Origin of the sequence: Streptomyces sp. NPDC001843 (genome assembly GCF_042891955.1) — a bacterium.
In the GTDB taxonomy this organism is placed as follows: domain Bacteria; phylum Actinomycetota; class Actinomycetes; order Streptomycetales; family Streptomycetaceae; genus Streptomyces.
The window spans coordinates 96,824-113,330 of record NZ_JBIATQ010000020.1; the positions used below are offsets into that span (position 1 = coordinate 96,824).

The window sequence follows — 16,507 nt, forward strand, 5'->3', positions numbered from 1 at the left end:
TGGTGGCGGGTTGTGGTCACGGGGGGCTCACCCGGAGATCTGGATCGTGCCGCTGGAGAAGGTGGGTAGTTGGAGGGTTACCTCGGAGGTACCTGCGGGGGGCGAGGGGAATTGCATGAAGACGGGGATGGTCTGACCGGACTGAATCGAGGTGAGACCAGTGGTCGTCAGCGGCCGGCCATCTGTATCCCGCAGTACGTAGTAGCGCTTCTTCCCTTTGGCGTCCACCAGGGTGGCACCGCCGAGCGACGTTCCGTGCTGCACAATCTCGGTCTCATCGCCGCGTAGAGCGGACGGGATGACCAGCGACTGGGACGCGTCGTTCTTCAGATCGCCGTTCACCGTAACAAAGCCACCTGAGTCCCGTTCAGCAGAGGTGATCTGGAGAAGTAGGCCACCCTGTCCCTTGAGTTCGGCCAACGGCGTGTCCGACTTGCCCTCTTGAGCGCTCGGTTTCGATCCGGTGTCCTTCGAGGCGGACGGCGAGGTCTGCGGTTTCTTGTCCTCGCTGCCGCCCCCGCCGCAGCCCGCCATACCGACAGCCAGACCGGCCGCAACGGTCAATGCGACCATCCCCCTGCGGGCCTTCGCAGTGAACCGAACGCTCATCGCTCTGCTTCCTTCTTAATCGTCGTTCGCATGTTAGGCGGCCAGGTGGACGTCGAAGAGGTCCTCGGGTTTTGGAAGACTCGTGAGATCGTCGGGGTCCGGCTCCCAGGTATTCCCGTCCTTGCAGGTCAGCAGTGGCAGTGCATCGCTGTGGGCGTCATCCTCTGGCGGCTTGCACAGGGGCTCTATCACGGCTTTCGCGTGTGCTGTTGACTGCAAGTTCTCCGTGCCAGGAACGACGGAGTCTCCAACGCGCTTGTTGGTCTTGGCATCGACCTCATAGGTCAACGGGTCGGGAGCGCCGTAGCGGGTTACAGCAGCGTCGTTGTGCCCGGCGAGCTGGTCGGCCCGCAAGCGTGGGAGATTGGGATCGATCTCCACCTCCCCATGCAGGTCCCGTTGCCACTTGGTCGGGTCGAGCACGTCCTCCACCCACTTGGCCGCAAACTGCTCCCGCGCGCTCTGGGCCGCCGCCAGAGCCGCCGCATCCGCAGCGGTCTGGGCACCGTTCCGGTTCACCGCCGCTTGACCCACCGCAAGGTAAGCGAACGCGAGAAAGAGCAGGCCTGCCACCACTGTGATGTAGATGGGGAAGGCCTGCCCTGCATCGTCGTAACGACGTGAGCGCACTAAACGATCTTGTTGATCTGCGCCATGATCTTGTCGAGGATCGCAGAACCGATGCTGGTCCCCGTAACCGCCAGCACGATAGCCACCACCACCGCGATGATCCCCAGATACTCGACCGCCGTCTGCCCCCCGTCGCCCGCCCGGCGCCGCAGCGCCTCGGCGGTCGTGTTCTTCCAGCCGTTGACGCGAACCTTGGTCGCCACGGCCGTCTTCAGCATCAGGTCGCTCATGGTGTTCCCCTCCGGGTTCGCTACCGACCCGGGCACCGTAAGGCCGAATGCCCCACCCACCACAGGGCCCCTGGGCCCAATCCCGCCACATCTCACGCCACCCCCAGCCACTTGGCGGCCGCCTGGGAGCGGCTGGTGCTCTGGAGCTTGGCGAAGATGCGGTTGATGTGGTTCTTGACCGTCTTCTCGCTGATGAAGCACGCGGCGGCGATCTGCTGGTTGTTCATGCCCGTCGCGATGAGGTCCATGATCTCCGCCTCCCTCGTGCTCAGTCGGAACTGCGACCTCGTTGAATGTCCCACATAGGATTGCACTTGCGAAAGACCCGATCGGGCTATTTGGCGTGGGACAGCAGGAAGTTGCATGGTCGCATGTGCAGATGCAGGCGGGCACGACAACCGCCCCGCGGCCAGCGCCGACGCCGCGCTCGGCGTGAAGTGCGGCCGGCCCGCCCGGGTGTCCCGTACCGCTGTGACCAGTTGCTCCACCGTGAACTCACCGTGGACCAGATAGCCGACCGCCCCCAGCCGCACGGCCTCCCGCACCGTCTCCGACTCATGGCTGTACGTCAGCATCATGACCGGGGCCAGCGGTACCAGGTCCGGGAGGGCGGTGAGGCCGTCCACGCCGGGCATGCGGACGTCGAGGAGGATCACGTCGGGGCGGTGGAGACGGGCCGCGGCGCAGGCCTCGCGGCCGTCGGCGGCCTCGGCGACCACCGTGGTGTCCTCCCGGCCGGAGAGGAGGGCGGTGAGGCCGGCCCGGACCACCGGGTTGTCGTCGGCCACCACGATGCGCAAGGGCGAGTTCGGATTCGGCGGCATCGGGTGCCTCCTCTCATGCGTCCTGGGACGGTACGGGGGTCAGGGCCGCCAGCGGGAGTTCCAGGCGGACCTCCGTGCCGCGGGGATGGTCACCCCGGCCGATACGGATACGGGCGCCCACCGACTCAGCCCGTTCGATCATGCCCACGACACCGAAGTGACCCGTACGGCGCAGGTGGTCGAGGGTGGTGCCCGGTGGCAGGCCGCGACCGTCGTCGTAGACGGTCAGGGTCAGTAAGTCGTCGCCGTCGACCGCCGCTTCCACGCGCACCTGGGTGGGTGAACCGTGGCGGTGCGCGTTCTCCATGGCCTCCGAGACGACCGTGAGGAGCTGGCGGGCCACCGCCGGGGGGATCGGCGGGATATCGAGGCCGACCGGGGACCGGTACGTCGCCGGGATGCCCGTGCGGGCCGTGAAGTCCTCGGTCTGCGCGGCCAGTTCCGTCAGTACGTCCGTGCCGTCGACGGGGTCGCTCTCCCGGCGGAGGTCGGTGAGGAGTTCCCTGGCCTCAGCCGCCGCCCTACGCGCCGACCGGGCCACCAGTTCCGCCTGCGCACGCAGCACGGCGGGGTCTTTGCGGTCCGCCGATGCCGAGGCCGCGAGACCGTCCGCGGCCAGGGCCACGCCGTAGAGGGTCTTGGTCACCGAGTCGTGCATCTCGCGGGCCAGGCGGGCGCGTTCGGCGTTCACGGCCTCCGTCACCGCCAGGCGGGCCTGGACCTCCGTCAGGGCCTGGGTGGCCGTGCCGAAGCGGAGCATCAGGTTGCGCAGTGTCGAGCCCACGGCGCCCGTGATGACGCACAGGCCGGGCAGGAGCAACGACTCGGCCAGTTCGGCGTCCTGATGTCCCCTCAGCGTGGCGTGGACCAGGAGCAGGATCAGGGACTGGAGGGAGGCGAAGCACGCCGCTCCCCGCCAGCTGTAGACCAGGCCCGCGAGGAGCGGGGTGCAGACGCTGACGTAGGCGAGGGTCGTGTCCGGGCCGGCCGAGATGAGGAGCAGGGAGCCGGTCAGGGTGTCGGCCGCGAGGAGGCTGGGGTGGCGTAGGAGGAGGGGGCCGAAGCGTTCCCAGTCCCTGAACAGGACGTAGGACACCATGAAGGTGACGACGACCGCCGCGCCGACCAGGCGGACGCCGATGCCCGGGGCGGCGTTGACCAGGGCCGCGGGGGCGGCCAGCGCGATCATGGCGAGGCGGAAGCCGAACACCTGGCGGCACATGGCCTGCAGGGCGCGGAGCTGGAGCTTCTCGGGGGCGGGTGGCTCCGGTCGGAGTTCGTCGCCGTCGGCGGCCCGCCACCGCCGGACCGGTCCCACCCGCCACCTCGTCGTCGCCATGGCCATCACCCCACCCCCTCTACTTCCCGGTGATCGAGCCGAAGTCCACACCGGAGCCCAGGAGCAGGCCCGAGGCGAGGAGGAGCATGGTGGCCGGGACCATGAAGGTGGTGATCATCAGAGTGGCCCGGGGTACCGCGCGGGCGGCCTTGCGGCGGGCGTTCTGGGCGTCCGTGCGGCGCATGTCCTTGGCGAGGGCGACCAGGGTGTCGACGATCGGGGCGCCCAGCTCCTCGCCCTGCTGGAGCGCCGTGACGAACATCGCCACCTGCTCCGAGTCGTTGCGGCGGCGCAGTTCCCTGAAGGCCTCGCGGCGGCTCATGCCGAGGTCCATCTGGCGCAGGGTGATGCGCAGTTCGTCGGCCCAGGGTCCCTCGTACCGGGATGCCACGCGGTCAAGTGCCTGGCGGAAGCCGAGGCCCGCGCTGACCACGACCGCGAGGACGTCCAGGAAGTCCGGGAGGGTCCGCTCGATGACGTCCTTGCGGATGCGGATCGCGGACCAGATGCCGACCTCCGTCCAGAACGCGCCGAAGGCCAGCAGGAGCAGTGCCACGAACCACTGGCCGCGGAGGAGGAAGACCAGGAAGCCCACGCCGCCGAGAGCCCCGTACACCGCGCGGCGGGCCGCGTAGCGGTCGATGGTGAGGCCGCCGGGGTTGCCCGCGAGGTCGATCTTGCGGCGGTACCTGGCGACCAGCTTGGGGCCCATCAGACGCAGCACGGTGGGCGCGTAGCGCATGCCCATGCGGTCGACCACGGAGTTCGCGGCGCCGGTGCGGGTAGAGCCGACCTCCAGGGCCAGCGCGAGGTCGCTGGGCAGTTTGGCGTCAGCCCGGTACATGCGGATGCCCATGAAGGCGCCCAGGACGCCGATGCCCATGGCGAGCGCGAGGAGCAAGGCAGCCATGCCGTCGGTCATCTCCTCAGATCCTCAGACGTCGATTCGGCTCATGCGGCGGATCAGCACGAAGCCGATCGCGTACAGGGCGAAGGCGATGAGCACACAGGCCTGGCCGATCGGCGAGCCGGTCATGCGGTCGAGCGCGCCGTCCTTCACGCCGTTCATCAGGAACAGGGCGCCGACGCCGAGGACCGGGACGGCGTACGAGGTCATGGTCACCTGGGAGAGCTGGGTGCGGATCTCACGCCGGGTCTCCTTGCGTTCCTCAAGGGTCTCCGTGAGGTTGCGCAGGGCGCTGACCACCTGTCCGCCCGCCCTGTTGGACAGGACCAGGGTGGTGACGAGGACGACCAGTTCACGGGACGGGAGGCGGTCGGCGAGCTCGCCGAGGGCGTCGTCCATGGAGTGACCGATCGCCAGTTGGTCGGCGACCTTGGCGAGTTCCTCACCCGCCGGGGCCTCCAGCTCCTCCGCGGCCATGCCGATGGCGGTGCGCAGGGCGAGGCCGGCCTGGGTGGCGTTGGCCAGGATGCGTGCGAGCTCGGGGAGTTGGTTGATGAAGCGCTCGATGCGTTTCTGGCGCTGCCAGTTGAGGAACTGCCACGCCGCGCAGACGCCCAGCAGTCCGGCGAGCGGGCCGAAGAAGGGCGCCAGGGTGGCCTGGCCGATCAGCCAGAGCGCGGCCACCGTGGCGAGCATGTACGCGAAGAACTCGCCCGGGGTGACGTCCAGGCCGGTCGCCGCCAGCCGCAGTTCCAGCTTCTTGCCGAGTCCGGTGCCACGCAGCCGGCGGTCCAGGTTGCGGAAGCGGCGCCGGCGGCCGGTGCCGGTGACCTGGCCGGTGTACGTCAGCCGGTCGACCAGTTCCGCCCGCTGGGCCCGGCCGGACGCGTAGGCGTGCAGGCCGAGCACCGCGAGGACACAGGTCAGAAGGGTGATGCCGGTGGTGAGGCTGACGAGGGTGTGGAGATCCATGGGGGTGGCCTACCTGGCTTCTCGGGTGGTCAGCTGGTCCAGCGTGTGGGCGACGCCGAAGGCCTGGGGTATCGGCTGGCTCGCCATGTAGAGGCGGTCGGCGGTGCGGCGCGGCAGCGGGAAGTACTGGAAGGCGCCGTGCACCCGGCCGTCGTGCGTCATGGGCTGGGCGTCGAAGCGGGCGACGGTGGCCAGGCGGTAGGGCTCGCCGCCGTGGCTGTCCAGGACGGCGATCTCCGTGATGCGGCGGGCGCCGTCGGCGAACCGGGTGAGCTGGACGATGACGTCGACGGCGCTGTTGATCTGGTCGTGCAGCGCCACGAAGGGGACCTCGACGTCGGACATGGAGGCTAGGGTCTGCAGACGGGTGAGGGCGTCCTCGGCGCTGTTGGCGTGCACGGTGGCGAGGGAGCCGTCGTGGCCCGTCGACATCGCCTGCAGCATGTCCAGGGACTCGCCGCCGCGGACCTCACCGACCACGATCCGGTCGGGGCGCATGCGCAGGGAGTTGCGGACCAGGTCCCGGATGGTGACCTGGCCCTTGCCCTCGACGTTCGGCGGGCGGGACTCCAGGCGGACCACGTGCGACTGCTGGAGCTGGAGTTCGGCCGAGTCCTCGATGGTGATGATGCGCTCGTGCGCCGGGATCAGACCGGAGAGCGCGTTGAGGAGAGTCGTCTTGCCCGTGCCGGTGGCGCCGGAGACGATGATGTTGAACTTCGCCTGCACCAGGCCCGCCAGCAGGAACACCATGTGCTCGTCCAGCGAGCCCAGGCCGATCAGCTCCTGGAGGGTGAACGAGCGCGGGAAGCGCCGGATGGTCAGGGTGGGGCCGGTCAGGGAGAGCGGCGGGATGATGACGTTCACGCGCTCGCCGGAGGGGAGGCGGGCGTCGACCATCGGGTTCGACTCGTCGACGCGCCGGTTGACCGTCGAGACGATCCGTTCGATCGTCTGCATGAGCTGGTCCTGCGAGACGAAGCGGATCGGCAACTGTTCGACCCGGCCGCCGCGCTCCACGAAGATCGCGTCGGGGCCGTTCACCATGATCTCGGTGATCGACGCGTCCTCGAGCAGCGGCTCCAGGATGCCGAGGCCGAGTGCCTCGTCGACCACCCGGCGGATCAACTGACCGCGCTCCACCGTGGAAAGCACCGGGCCCTCACGGCTGATGATGTGCCCGAGCACCCGCTCCAGCCGCGCCCTGCGCTCGGCGGCGGCCAGCGAGCTCATCTCCGCGAGGTCGATCTCCTCCAGCAGCTTGGCCCGGTAGGAGGCGACCAGATGGCCGTCCTCGCCCCGGCTGCCGTGCTCCTCGGGGGTGTTGATGCGTGCGCGGAGACTCATGGGGCGGGGGCTCCTTGGGCTTTGTGGTCGAGCGGCATGGTGGCCGTCTTCTGGGCGGTGCCGAACTTCCAGAAGGGCACGATCGAGGGGATTCTGACGTTGGCGGTCACCTCGACGGAGTCGCCCTGCGGCGCTTCCTCACAATGCACGTCGAGCCCACCACTGACCGCTTCGCTGCACGCCTGTTGGGCGGAGCCCGGCTGCAGTGAGGCGGCACGAGCCCCCGCCCGGGCCGCCGTACCGGCCTGCTCTGCGGCGTACGCAACCACCCCGATCTGTAAGCCGGCCATTCCGACGAGGAGCAGGATCGGGACGAACCCGAGGTACTCGATGGCGACCTGGCCCCGATCGCGGCAACGTTCACGGCGGTACGGCATGTCACTCCTTCACCTCCTCCACGGTGCTGGCGTGCCCGTGCACCGTGACGGGGAAGTCGATCGAACCCGGGAAGAGGACCGGCACCTTCAGACGGATGTCCGCGGTCACATAGCCGGTCCCATCGCACTGGTCGAAACTGGCGCCGTCCCGCCATGCGGCCGACAGATCCTTCAGCGCCGCCTGCTCACACACACCCTGCCGCTCCCCCCGAGGCACCGCCGTCCCCGCCCGCACCCCCTCGTCCGCGGCATTCCCGGCAAGCGTGTAGGCGTACCCCGTGAGCACGCACTGCCACATCAGCACCAGCGTCAGCACGATCAGCGGGGTCATGCCGAGCAACTCGATGCTGACCTGGCCCCGGTCGTCCGCCGTCCGGTCCGCTCTCCGTCTCACCCGCCCGCCTCCTTCCGGCGCCGGAAGCCCACCGACCCCCGGTCCCCCCGCGCACGGCCGCGTCGACCGCCCTCGGCGGCCTTGACCAGCCCCACCTCCCCCGCGAGCGCCCACAGGGCCTGCTTCACCGTGCTCCTGGCGTCGAGTTCGTGGACCCGTCCGGCGTCCACGGCGGCCTGGAGCTCCTTGAAGTTGGCCGGGACGGTGGTGCGGGCCACGGCGGTGCCGGTGATGCGCTGGACGAGGGGCGGCTGGATCTCCGTACTGCGCGAGTGACGGTTGACGACGACCGTGGTCTCCTCGGCCTTGCGGATCTGCAGCCGGTCCCACATCCGTACCGTCCGCTTGGCGGCGCGGACGGCGACCACGTCCGGGGTGGTCACCAGCAGCGCGGTGTCGGCCATCTCCACGGCGACCGCGCCGGCGCCGCTGAGCTGGGCGCCGCAGTCGACCACGACGACCTCGTAACGGGAGCGCAGGGCGCTGACGAGCTGGCGGGCGGCGCGGTCGGTGACCTCCTCGCCGCGTTCGCCCTCGCCGGGCGCGAGCAGCAGGGCGAGCCCCGTCTCGTGGCGGAAGACGGCGTCGGCGAGGACGCGCGGGGAGATGTCGTTGATGGCGGCCAGGTCGACGACCGAGCGGCGGAACTGGACGTCGAGGTAGGAGGCGATGTCGCCGGTCTGCAGGTCGAGGTCGACGAGTGCGGTGCTCCGGCCGGAGGCCTGGGCGGCGAGGGCGAGTTGGATGGCCGCGAAGGTGGCCCCGACGCCTCCCTTGGCGCCGCTGACCGTGACGACGGTGCCGCCGGCGCCGCTGACCACGTCCGCGCCGTGGCCGAGATGGCGTCGTACGCCGGTGGACCACTGGGCGACGGCCTGGACGCGCATCGCCAGTTCCTCGTAGCCGAGGGGGAGGGTGACCAGGCCGCGGGCGCCGGAGTCCATGGCGGCGGCGAACAGGTGGGGGCCGGCGTCGGAGGTGACGAGGACGACGCCGACGGCCGGGAAGCGCAGGGCGACTTCGCGGATCAGCTCCAGGGCCGGGACGGGGCCGATGCGTTCGTGTACGACGACGACCTCGGGCAGTTCGTCGACGGACTCGGCGGCGAGCCGGGCAAGGGTGTCGACGAGCTGGGTGGAGTCGGTGACCGGCGGCAGCGGTTCGGCGTCCGGGAGCTGGCTGAGCAGGGTGGTGAGGGACCGGACCGCGTCCGCGTCACCGACCGCCGGGAGGATCCTGGTGGGCATGCGGGGCGCCTCTCACTTGTCCGTCGCGAGTTCGTACGTGCGGTCCTTGTCGGGGACCGTGGTCTGGCTGCCGGGGGCCACCAGGGCGAGCCGGACCCGCTGGGCGAACGACTCGGCGTACGTGATGCGCTGGGCGTCGACGGTGGACAGCGCGAAGGTGATCGGGACGGCGTCGGTGGGCTGCTGCTGGTTCTTGTTGTCGGGCTCCAGGGCGGTGATCTGGCCGACGTCGAGGACCCGGGCGTTGGTGACGATGATCTTCGACTGGTCGGGGTCGCCCTCCTTCTTGCCCTGGAAGGTGGCGTAGACGTTGACCCGGGAGCCCGGGGTGATCTTGCCGGCGACTCCGGTGGCCGCGTCGATCATGATCGCGACCTCCTGCTGGCCGGCCTGGAGCGCGGGCTGGTCGACGACCATGTCGGTCTGCAGGAGCGAGCCCTTCTCCAGGGTGGTCACCGCGATCTTGCCCTCGATCTGGCGGAGGCTGGTGACGGCGTTGGAGGACAGCCACCGCTTTGGCATCTTGATCTGCTCGAACTGGCCCGGGTTCAGCGGCGCGTAGGGCGCCACCTTGGACCGCACCTGGTACGCGGTGACCTCGGGACCGACCTTGGACTGCACGTCGTGGACTACGGAGAGCACGCCGGCGAACGCGCCGAGGGCGCACAGGACCGACAGGATCAGGAGTATCACGCCGCGGCGCTGACGGGAGTTCATGAACCGTGCAACCTCATTGGGGGAATCGGTCGAGCGGGGTCGGGACTGAGCGATGGCGTTGCTGCGTACGTCATGTGGCGCTTCGTCAGGCGGGCGTGTGCTGTTCGAGGGCCCGGGGGGCGGGTGGCTCGTGGACGGGCGGGCTGGCCGAGCAGAAGACGCAGCGGTCGCCGATGACGTCGATGCCGCACCAGTGGCAGCTGCCCCGCCGTACCGAGGTGACCAACTGGTAGAGGACGGACAGGTCGGCGAGATGGCTGCAGAACTCGATCACCTTGCCGGTCCCCCACCAGGCCGGGGACTCGGCGGGCAGCGGGGCCTCACGCAGACCGTGCACGCCCCACGACTTCGCCAGCGTTCCCCCGACCCACTCGGACTGCAACTGCCCCTTGGCGACCAGCATCCAGGTGCTGAACTCCGGGCCGCTCAGGGTGGCGTCGGGCCCGACCCGCACCAGTTGCGGCTCTGGGTGGGCGACCACCGCGAACTGGCTGCCGGGCATCCAGGACTTGGCGTGCGCCTTGAGGTCGACCGGCACGCGGTCCAGCCTGGCGACGGAGCCGAGGACGGCCCCGGCGTGGATGTAGTGGGTGAGCAACCGACCGGCGGAGGCGAGCACGCCCGGGCTGAGGTCGCAGGAGGCGAGCTGGCGCAACTGGCGGGCGAGGACGGCGATGCCGAGGGGCGGCAGTTCGGGGCGGAACAGGGCGATGCGGTCGCTCTCCATGAGGGAGCGAAGGGTGTGCAGCCGCCGGGTCACCCCTTCGGGGACGGCCCGCGACGACACGACGATGACGTGCCCGTGCTGCTCGACGAGCGCCTGGAGTTCGGCCAGGGCGTCCTCGATCGGCCGCTGGTCCAGATCCCGCAGCACGACCGCGGGCACGGTCCGCTCATCCTGCGGCGGCAGCGCCATGTCGGCGCTGGTCACGGCAATGGCAGTTGGCACGCGCAGCTCCCCGCTCTTCACACCCGTCGGCCCGGGCTGTGTTACTGCCCTGGTTGGCCCGACTTCATTGCGTGACTTCGTGAGCACTGTAACCACGGCTACGTGAGCGGAGAACAGCGTTTGGATAGCTGGGCGGTAACTGTCTTTGCGCAACTCACGCCAAATCGGGGCAGGTTAAGCATCAGGCCAACTGCGGGTGGGATTCGTGCCGCTTCGCGGCCGTATCCGAACGGCGGGGGCACGTACTGCCTTGCAGTCGACAAACCGCCGATGTGATGATCCGTTGCATGTCCGAACACGGGGGCGATACCGACTCGACGGCACAAATACCCAGATCCCGGCTGTACGACTACGTGGACCTGGCCCGCGCCGAGCAGCCGGAGCCGACCGGGCCGGAGGCATCCGAGCGCACCACTTCGCCCGATCCCTCGGCACCCTCCACCGGTGCCACGGACGCCGTCGCGCGCAGGCGCCGCGAGTTCGCCGTCCTGCTGGGCGGGTTCCGGCGCGCGGCCGTACTCGTTCCCCTCGACGCGGAGAACGGCGCCCCTCTGACCGCGGACTTCGGCGGCATCCGCTGGATCTACGCCTTCTCCCACGAGCATGCCCTGGCGCGTTTCGCGCTCGCGAGGGGTGAGGGCGACCGGGAGTGGGCGTACCAGCGGTGACTCGGAGCGCGCCTGCTGGACGCCGCGGTGCCGGCCGTGGACGTGCCGTGCGGGGTGGCTCTCGACGTGGGCAGTGCGGGCGAGGACGCACTGTTCCCGCCGGTGCGGGGGATCGTGCCGGACGGGGCGGCGGTCGACATCGATGCGGAGTCGGGGGACGGGGCATGAGCGGTGGCGGCAAGGATCTGGCGACCGACGGGCTCGGTCTGATCGCCAAGGGGCTGACCGATGCGCTGGGTGAGCTGAAGGAGCTCGGCATGGTCGGGGAGGCCGGGGCCGGGCGCGGTTTCAGCGACATCGCCCTGTCCGGGCTGGAGTTGGGCCATGAGGGGCTGAGGGGGGAGTTCAAGTCGTTCTGCGAGCGCTGGGAGTGGGGCGTGCGCTCGCTGATCAACGAGGGCAACGGGTTCGCTGTGAGGACGGGCCTGGCGGCGGGCACGTACTACGAGAACGACCAGTATGTGAAGGGCACCTTCAAGGTCGTCGAGAACGCGGCCATCGGCAATCCGTACGCCTCCGAGGAGGAGGTGGAGAAGATGGGCTGGGGGGACATCGCCAAGTCCGGTGCGTTCGGCGGGGACGTGGACTACAGCAAGGCCTCCTTCGATCAGGCGCTGGCCAACAGTGAGCAGGGCTGGAAGGACGCGGGCCGGGACGTGATGACCTCCAGCACCGCCGGGCCGCTGGGCATCAACCCGGAGAACCTGCACGGCGCGTTCGGTGTCTCGGACCAGGAGTACGACCAGTACCTCGACAACACCTTCGGCCCCTCCCCCGAGGCCCGGGCCGAGGCTGCCGGGGGCGCCGGGGCCGCCGGGCAGCAGGGCGGCGAGGGCTGATGGGGATCGGAGACATCACCAACTCGCTGCTGGGCGGGGCCGAGGACCTCTACGACGCGGGCAAGAAGAAGCTCGGCGAGGGCGTCGACTGGGCCACCGACAAGGTGGGCGAGGGCCTGGACTACGTCGGTGCGCACGACTGGGCCGACAGTGTGGAGGACTGGGGCGACGAGATCGCCTCCGACCTGGGTGCCACCCCGGGCGAGCAGCAGCTCGGCCAGACCGAGGAGCCCAACGAACTCGTCCACGGCAACCCCGGCAAGATCCGCGAGAGCGCCAAGCACCTGAAGGACTTCCACGGCGCGTTCGACAAGGTGAGTTCCGGGCTGAGGAAGGTCGACTCCTCCGGCTGGCAAGGGGAGGGCGGTGACGCCTTCCGGGAGAAGTTCGGCGTGCACCCCACCAAGTGGGCGCAGGCGGCCGAGGCGTGCGACGCGGCGGCGGGGGCGCTGGAGTCGTACGCGGACACCGTCAAGTGGGCGCAAGGCCAGGCCAAGGAGGCCGTCGAGCTCTACAAGAAGGGTGTGCAGGCGTCCAAGGACGCGGTCGACGCCTACAACAAGAAGGTCGACGCCTACAACGCCAAGATCAAGGCGAACCAGGACCCCGGCCCGAAGCCCGAGACGTTCCACGACCCGGGCAAGGCCGACATCAAGGCCGCCGCCCAGAAACTCGCCGAGGCCCGCAAGCAGCGCAACACCGCCGCCTCCGAAGCACAGGGCAAGGTCAAAGCCGCACTCGCCCACGCGCCCGCCGAGCCCCCGCCCCTGGACCGCCTGGTCAACGACTTCACCGACGGCTCGCAGGCCGCCGGCACCGAACTCACCCACTTCGTCGGCGGCGTCGCCAAGGGCACGGCCGGCCTGGTGAACTTCGCCCGCGGCCTGAACCCCACCGACCCCTACAACATCACCCACCCGGCCGCGTACATGCAGAACGTCAGCATGACGCTGTCCGGCCTGGTCTCCACCGCCTCCCACCCCGACCGGGCCGCGAAGACCATGTTGGACGAGTTCCGCAAGGACCCGTCCGAGTTCGGCGGACGCCTCCTGCCGCAATTGGTCGGCACCGACGGCATCGGCATGGAGGCGGGCCTCGCCCGCGACGCCGCGGAAGCGGGCCTGACCCGCCAGGCGGCGGAAGCGGCGGCACGCCGGGAGGCACGGGCGGGGACGGAGGACGCCGCCGGGACCGCGGCGCGGGACCGAGTGAACGGGGACCCGCAGCAACCCTCCCGAGAGGGTGAAGCGGTGGAGAGCAAGGGCACCGACCCGATCGACCTCGCCACCGGCAAGATGTACCTGCCGCAGACGGACGTCGTTCTCCCTGGTGCGCTGCCGCTGGTCCTCACCCGGCGGGTGGAGTCCGGCTACCACCTGGGCCGTTGGTTCGGCCCGTCCTGGTCGTCCACCCTGGACCAGCGCCTGGAGATCGATGCGGAGGGGGTCGTCTTCGTCACGGAGGACGGCCTGCTCCTGTCGTATCCCCATCCGGCACCGGGCGTCCCGACCCTGGCGAGCCACGGCCCCCGCCTGCCTCTGGACCGCGTGGCCGACGGCTACACGATCACCGACCCCCGGACCCAGCGCACCTGGCACCTCGTCGATCGCGGTACCGACCTGGCCATCCTGGAACAGATAGACGACCGCAACGGCAACTGGATCACGTTCGAGTACGACGCGGAGGGCACTCCACTGGGCGTCTTCACGAGCGCCGGCCAGGGTGTCCGCATCACCACGGAGGCGGGCCGCGTCACGGCGTACCACCTGGCCGCCACAGGCGAGGAGCTGAAACGCTTCGCCTACACGGACGGCAACCTCACGGAGGTCATCAACTCCTCCAGCCTCCCCCTTCGCTTCACGTACGACGACGCGGGCCGGATCACGTCCTGGACGGACACGAACGACCGCAACTACACCTACGAGTACGACGACCGGGACCGCTGCGTCGCGGAGGGCGGCGCGGAGGGCCACATGGCCCTCTGCCTGACGTACGGGGAGCCGGACCCGACGACGGGCCTGCGGACCACGACGGCGACGACGGGCGAGGGCCACACACGCCGCTACCTGGTCAACAAAGCCTGGCAGGTGGTCGCTGAGACCGACCCCCTGGGCGCGACCACCCGTTACCACCGGGACCGCTACAACCGCCTGCTCTCCACAACGGATCCGCTGGGCCACACGACGACGTTCGAGTACGACGACGCGGGCAACCTCACGCGGGTGGTCCGCCCTGACGGCCGCGAGTCGAGGGCGGAGTACAACGGCCTGGGACTGCCGGTGAAGGTGGTGAACCCGGACGGCACGGTGATCCGCCAGACGTACGACGAGCGGGGCAACCGCACATCGCTGACGGACCCAGCGGGCGGCACGACGCGCTTCACGTACACCCAGGCGGGCCACCTGACATCCGTGACCGACCCGCTGGGACACACGACCACGATCGTCTGTGACCGCGCGGGCCTGCCGGTCGAGGAGACGGACCCGCTGGGCGCGGTGACCCGCTACGAAAGGGACGCTCTCGGCCGCCCGACCGCGATCACGGACCCAACCGGCGCGACAACGCAGCTGGAATGGTCGACCGAGGGCCACCTGACCCGCCGCACGGCTCCCGACGGCACGACGGAGACGTGGACGTACGACGGCGAGGGCAACTGCACGAGCCACACCGACCCTCTGGGCGGCGTTTCCCGCTACGAGTACACCCACTTCGACCTGCTGGCGGCACGGACGGGCCCGGACGGCGTCCGCTACGAGTTCGCCCACGACACGGAACTGCGCCTGACGGAGGTCACGAACCCGCAGGGCCTGACGTGGACGTACGCGTACGACGCGGCCGGCCGCCTGGTGACGGAGACGGACTTCGACGACCGCACGCTGACGTACGCGTACGACGCGGCCGGTCGCCTTGTCGGACGGCGGAACGCGCTCGGCGAGGCGGTTTCCTTCGAGCGCAACGAGCTGGGTCAGGTGCTCCGCAAGGACGCGGCGGGCCAGGTCACGACGTACGCCTACGACCTGACCGACCAGCTCGCGCAGGCGACGGGCCCGGACGGTACGACGCTGTCTCTGCTGCGCGACCGCTACGGCCGCCTGCATTCGGAGAGGGTCAACGGTCGAACGCTGACTTACGCGTACGACGCGGTGGGCCGCAGAACGGGCCGTACGACACCCACGGGGGCCAGGACCACCTGGTCGTACGACGCCTGCGGGCGCCGCACAGACATGGTGGCATCGGGCCGGGCGATCGACTTCACGTACGACGAGGCGGGCCGCGAACTGACCCGCCACATCGGCGGAACGATCGCGTTGCAGCACACCTTCGATGTCCTGGGCCGCCTGACCACCCAGTCCGTGACCGGAGCCGAGGGCCGCACCGTCCAGCACCGGACGTACACGTACCGCGCCGACGGCAACCTGACCGGGATAGACGACCACCTGTCCGGCTCCCGACGCTTCGACCTGGACGCGACGGGCAGGGTGACGGCGGTCCACGCGGCCGGGTGGACGGAACGCTACGCCTACGACGAGGCAGGCAACCAGACCCAAGCGTCCTGGCCGCCGGGCCACCCGGGCAGCGAGGCAACGGGACCGCGCTCCTACGTGGGCACCCGCATCACCCGGGCCGGCAACGTCCGCTACGAACACGACGCGTTGGGCCGCGTCACCCTCCGCCAGAAGACCCGCCTCTCCCGCAAGCCGGACACCTGGCGCTACGAATGGGACACCGAGGACCGCCTGACCTCGGTAGTGACCCCCGACGGCACCCGCTGGCGCTACACCTACGACCCCCTGGGCCGCCGCACGGCGAAACTCCGCCTGGCGGAGGACGGCGAAACGGTGCTGGAAAGGGTGGACTTCACCTGGGACGGCACCACCCTCTGCGAACAGACCACCACGTCCCCCGACCTCCCCAACCCGGTCACCCTCACCTGGGACCACCAAGGCCTACGACCGTTGTCCCAGACGGAACGCATCACCGCGGCCGAGGCCCCACAAGAGGAGATCGACTCCCGCTTCTTCGCCATCGTCACCGACCTGATCGGCACACCGAACGAACTCATCGACGAACAGGGCGACATCGCTTGGCGCACCCGAAGCACCCTGTGGGGGACGACGGCATGGGCTGCCAACAGCACCGCGTACACGCCCCTACGCTTCCCGGGCCAGTACTACGACCCCGAAACGGGCCTGCACTACAACTACTTCCGTCACTACGACCCTGAAGCGGCCCGGTACCTCACCCCGGACCCGCTCGGCCTGACTCCGGCACCGAATCCGTCCACCTATGTGGCGAACCCGCTGGCGTGGACCGACTACATGGGGCTGGCTCCGGACTACGTTGCGATCTACCGGACCCCTAATACTGCAGCCGCAGTTACGGGGGTCGGTGGCCGCGGCGGCGGTAATGGCTGATCCGGGCTCGGTGTTGGTGGCGTCGCCGCCAGTGTGACCAGTG

Annotated in this window: 15 protein-coding genes and 1 pseudogene; 3 read left to right on the forward strand and 13 right to left on the reverse strand. The window is 69.9% G+C overall.

All coding sequences use genetic code 11. From position 1 onward, the window contains the following. Positions 1 to 27: 27 nt before the first annotated feature. The 13 genes from ACFYZQ_RS35910 to ACFYZQ_RS35970 all read right to left on the reverse strand — a co-directional run bounded on the left by ACFYZQ_RS35910 (position 28) and on the right by ACFYZQ_RS35970 (position 10,542). Complete coding sequence (locus tag ACFYZQ_RS35910; RefSeq protein WP_389157277.1) at positions 28 to 609, reverse strand: hypothetical protein; 582 nt, start codon at positions 607 to 609, stop codon at positions 28 to 30. A 33-nt stretch (positions 610 to 642) separates the two neighbouring features. Beyond that, positions 643 to 1,239 (reverse strand): pilus assembly protein TadG-related protein, encoded by a 597-nt coding sequence (locus ACFYZQ_RS35915; RefSeq protein ID WP_389157280.1) that lies wholly within the window; start codon positions 1,237 to 1,239, stop codon positions 643 to 645. Beyond that, positions 1,239 to 1,469 carry a hypothetical protein gene (locus ACFYZQ_RS35920; RefSeq protein WP_389157283.1) on the reverse strand — a complete coding sequence of 77 codons (231 nt, stop codon included), beginning with the start codon at positions 1,467 to 1,469 and terminating at the stop codon, positions 1,239 to 1,241. Before ACFYZQ_RS35920 ends, ACFYZQ_RS35915 begins: the two co-directional genes overlap by 1 nt. Before the next feature lie 92 nt (positions 1,470 to 1,561). Continuing rightward, positions 1,562 to 2,293, reverse strand: coding sequence for a response regulator (locus ACFYZQ_RS35925; RefSeq protein ID WP_389157286.1), 732 nt, complete (start codon positions 2,291 to 2,293; stop codon positions 1,562 to 1,564). A 13-nt stretch (positions 2,294 to 2,306) separates the two neighbouring features. Then, positions 2,307 to 3,632, reverse strand: coding sequence for a sensor histidine kinase (locus ACFYZQ_RS35930; RefSeq protein ID WP_389157289.1), 1,326 nt, complete (start codon positions 3,630 to 3,632; stop codon positions 2,307 to 2,309). 19 nt (positions 3,633 to 3,651) lie between these two features. Beyond that, the gene (locus ACFYZQ_RS35935; RefSeq protein ID WP_389157292.1) at positions 3,652 to 4,542 is read right to left on the reverse strand and encodes a DUF5936 domain-containing protein; all 891 of its coding nucleotides are present in this window, start codon (positions 4,540 to 4,542) and stop codon (positions 3,652 to 3,654) included. A gap of 24 nt (positions 4,543 to 4,566) precedes the next feature. Continuing rightward, on the reverse strand, positions 4,567 to 5,511 hold the full coding sequence (locus ACFYZQ_RS35940; RefSeq protein ID WP_389157294.1) for a type II secretion system F family protein: 945 nt from the start codon (positions 5,509 to 5,511) through the stop codon (positions 4,567 to 4,569). A gap of 9 nt (positions 5,512 to 5,520) precedes the next feature. Continuing rightward, positions 5,521 to 6,858: a CpaF family protein gene (locus ACFYZQ_RS35945; RefSeq protein ID WP_389157297.1), complete on the reverse strand. Its 1,338-nt coding sequence runs from the start codon at positions 6,856 to 6,858 to the stop codon at positions 5,521 to 5,523. Further along, complete coding sequence (locus ACFYZQ_RS35950; protein ID WP_389157300.1) at positions 6,855 to 7,235, reverse strand: TadE/TadG family type IV pilus assembly protein; 381 nt, start codon at positions 7,233 to 7,235, stop codon at positions 6,855 to 6,857. Before ACFYZQ_RS35950 ends, ACFYZQ_RS35945 begins: the two co-directional genes overlap by 4 nt. A gap of 1 nt (position 7,236) precedes the next feature. Continuing rightward, entirely contained in the window at positions 7,237 to 7,566 is a 330-nt protein-coding gene (locus tag ACFYZQ_RS35955) for a pilus assembly protein (RefSeq protein ID WP_389157325.1), read from the reverse strand. A 59-nt stretch (positions 7,567 to 7,625) separates the two neighbouring features. Next, complete coding sequence (locus ACFYZQ_RS35960; RefSeq protein WP_389157303.1) at positions 7,626 to 8,876, reverse strand: CpaE family protein; 1,251 nt, start codon at positions 8,874 to 8,876, stop codon at positions 7,626 to 7,628. Positions 8,877 to 8,888: 12 nt separating this feature from the next. Then, complete coding sequence (gene cpaB, locus ACFYZQ_RS35965; protein WP_389157306.1) at positions 8,889 to 9,593, reverse strand: Flp pilus assembly protein CpaB; 705 nt, start codon at positions 9,591 to 9,593, stop codon at positions 8,889 to 8,891. An 85-nt stretch (positions 9,594 to 9,678) separates the two neighbouring features. Continuing rightward, a complete protein-coding gene (locus ACFYZQ_RS35970; protein WP_389157308.1) occupies positions 9,679 to 10,542 on the reverse strand; it encodes a hypothetical protein in 864 nt (287 codons plus the stop codon). Positions 10,543 to 10,817: 275 nt separating this feature from the next. Here ACFYZQ_RS35970 and ACFYZQ_RS35975 point away from each other — a divergent pair. From ACFYZQ_RS35975 to ACFYZQ_RS35985, 3 genes and pseudogenes are all read left to right on the forward strand, one after another. Beyond that, a pseudogene (locus tag ACFYZQ_RS35975) lies at positions 10,818 to 11,378 on the forward strand (hypothetical protein). Beyond that, positions 11,375 to 12,049, forward strand: coding sequence for a hypothetical protein (locus tag ACFYZQ_RS35980; RefSeq protein ID WP_389157311.1), 675 nt, complete (start codon positions 11,375 to 11,377; stop codon positions 12,047 to 12,049). The pseudogene ACFYZQ_RS35975 and the gene ACFYZQ_RS35980 overlap by 4 nt, the downstream one beginning before the upstream one ends. Further along, positions 12,049 to 16,464, forward strand: coding sequence for a putative T7SS-secreted protein (locus ACFYZQ_RS35985; protein WP_389157313.1), 4,416 nt, complete (start codon positions 12,049 to 12,051; stop codon positions 16,462 to 16,464). Before ACFYZQ_RS35980 ends, ACFYZQ_RS35985 begins: the two co-directional genes overlap by 1 nt. The last annotated feature ends 43 nt before the right edge of the window (positions 16,465 to 16,507 follow it).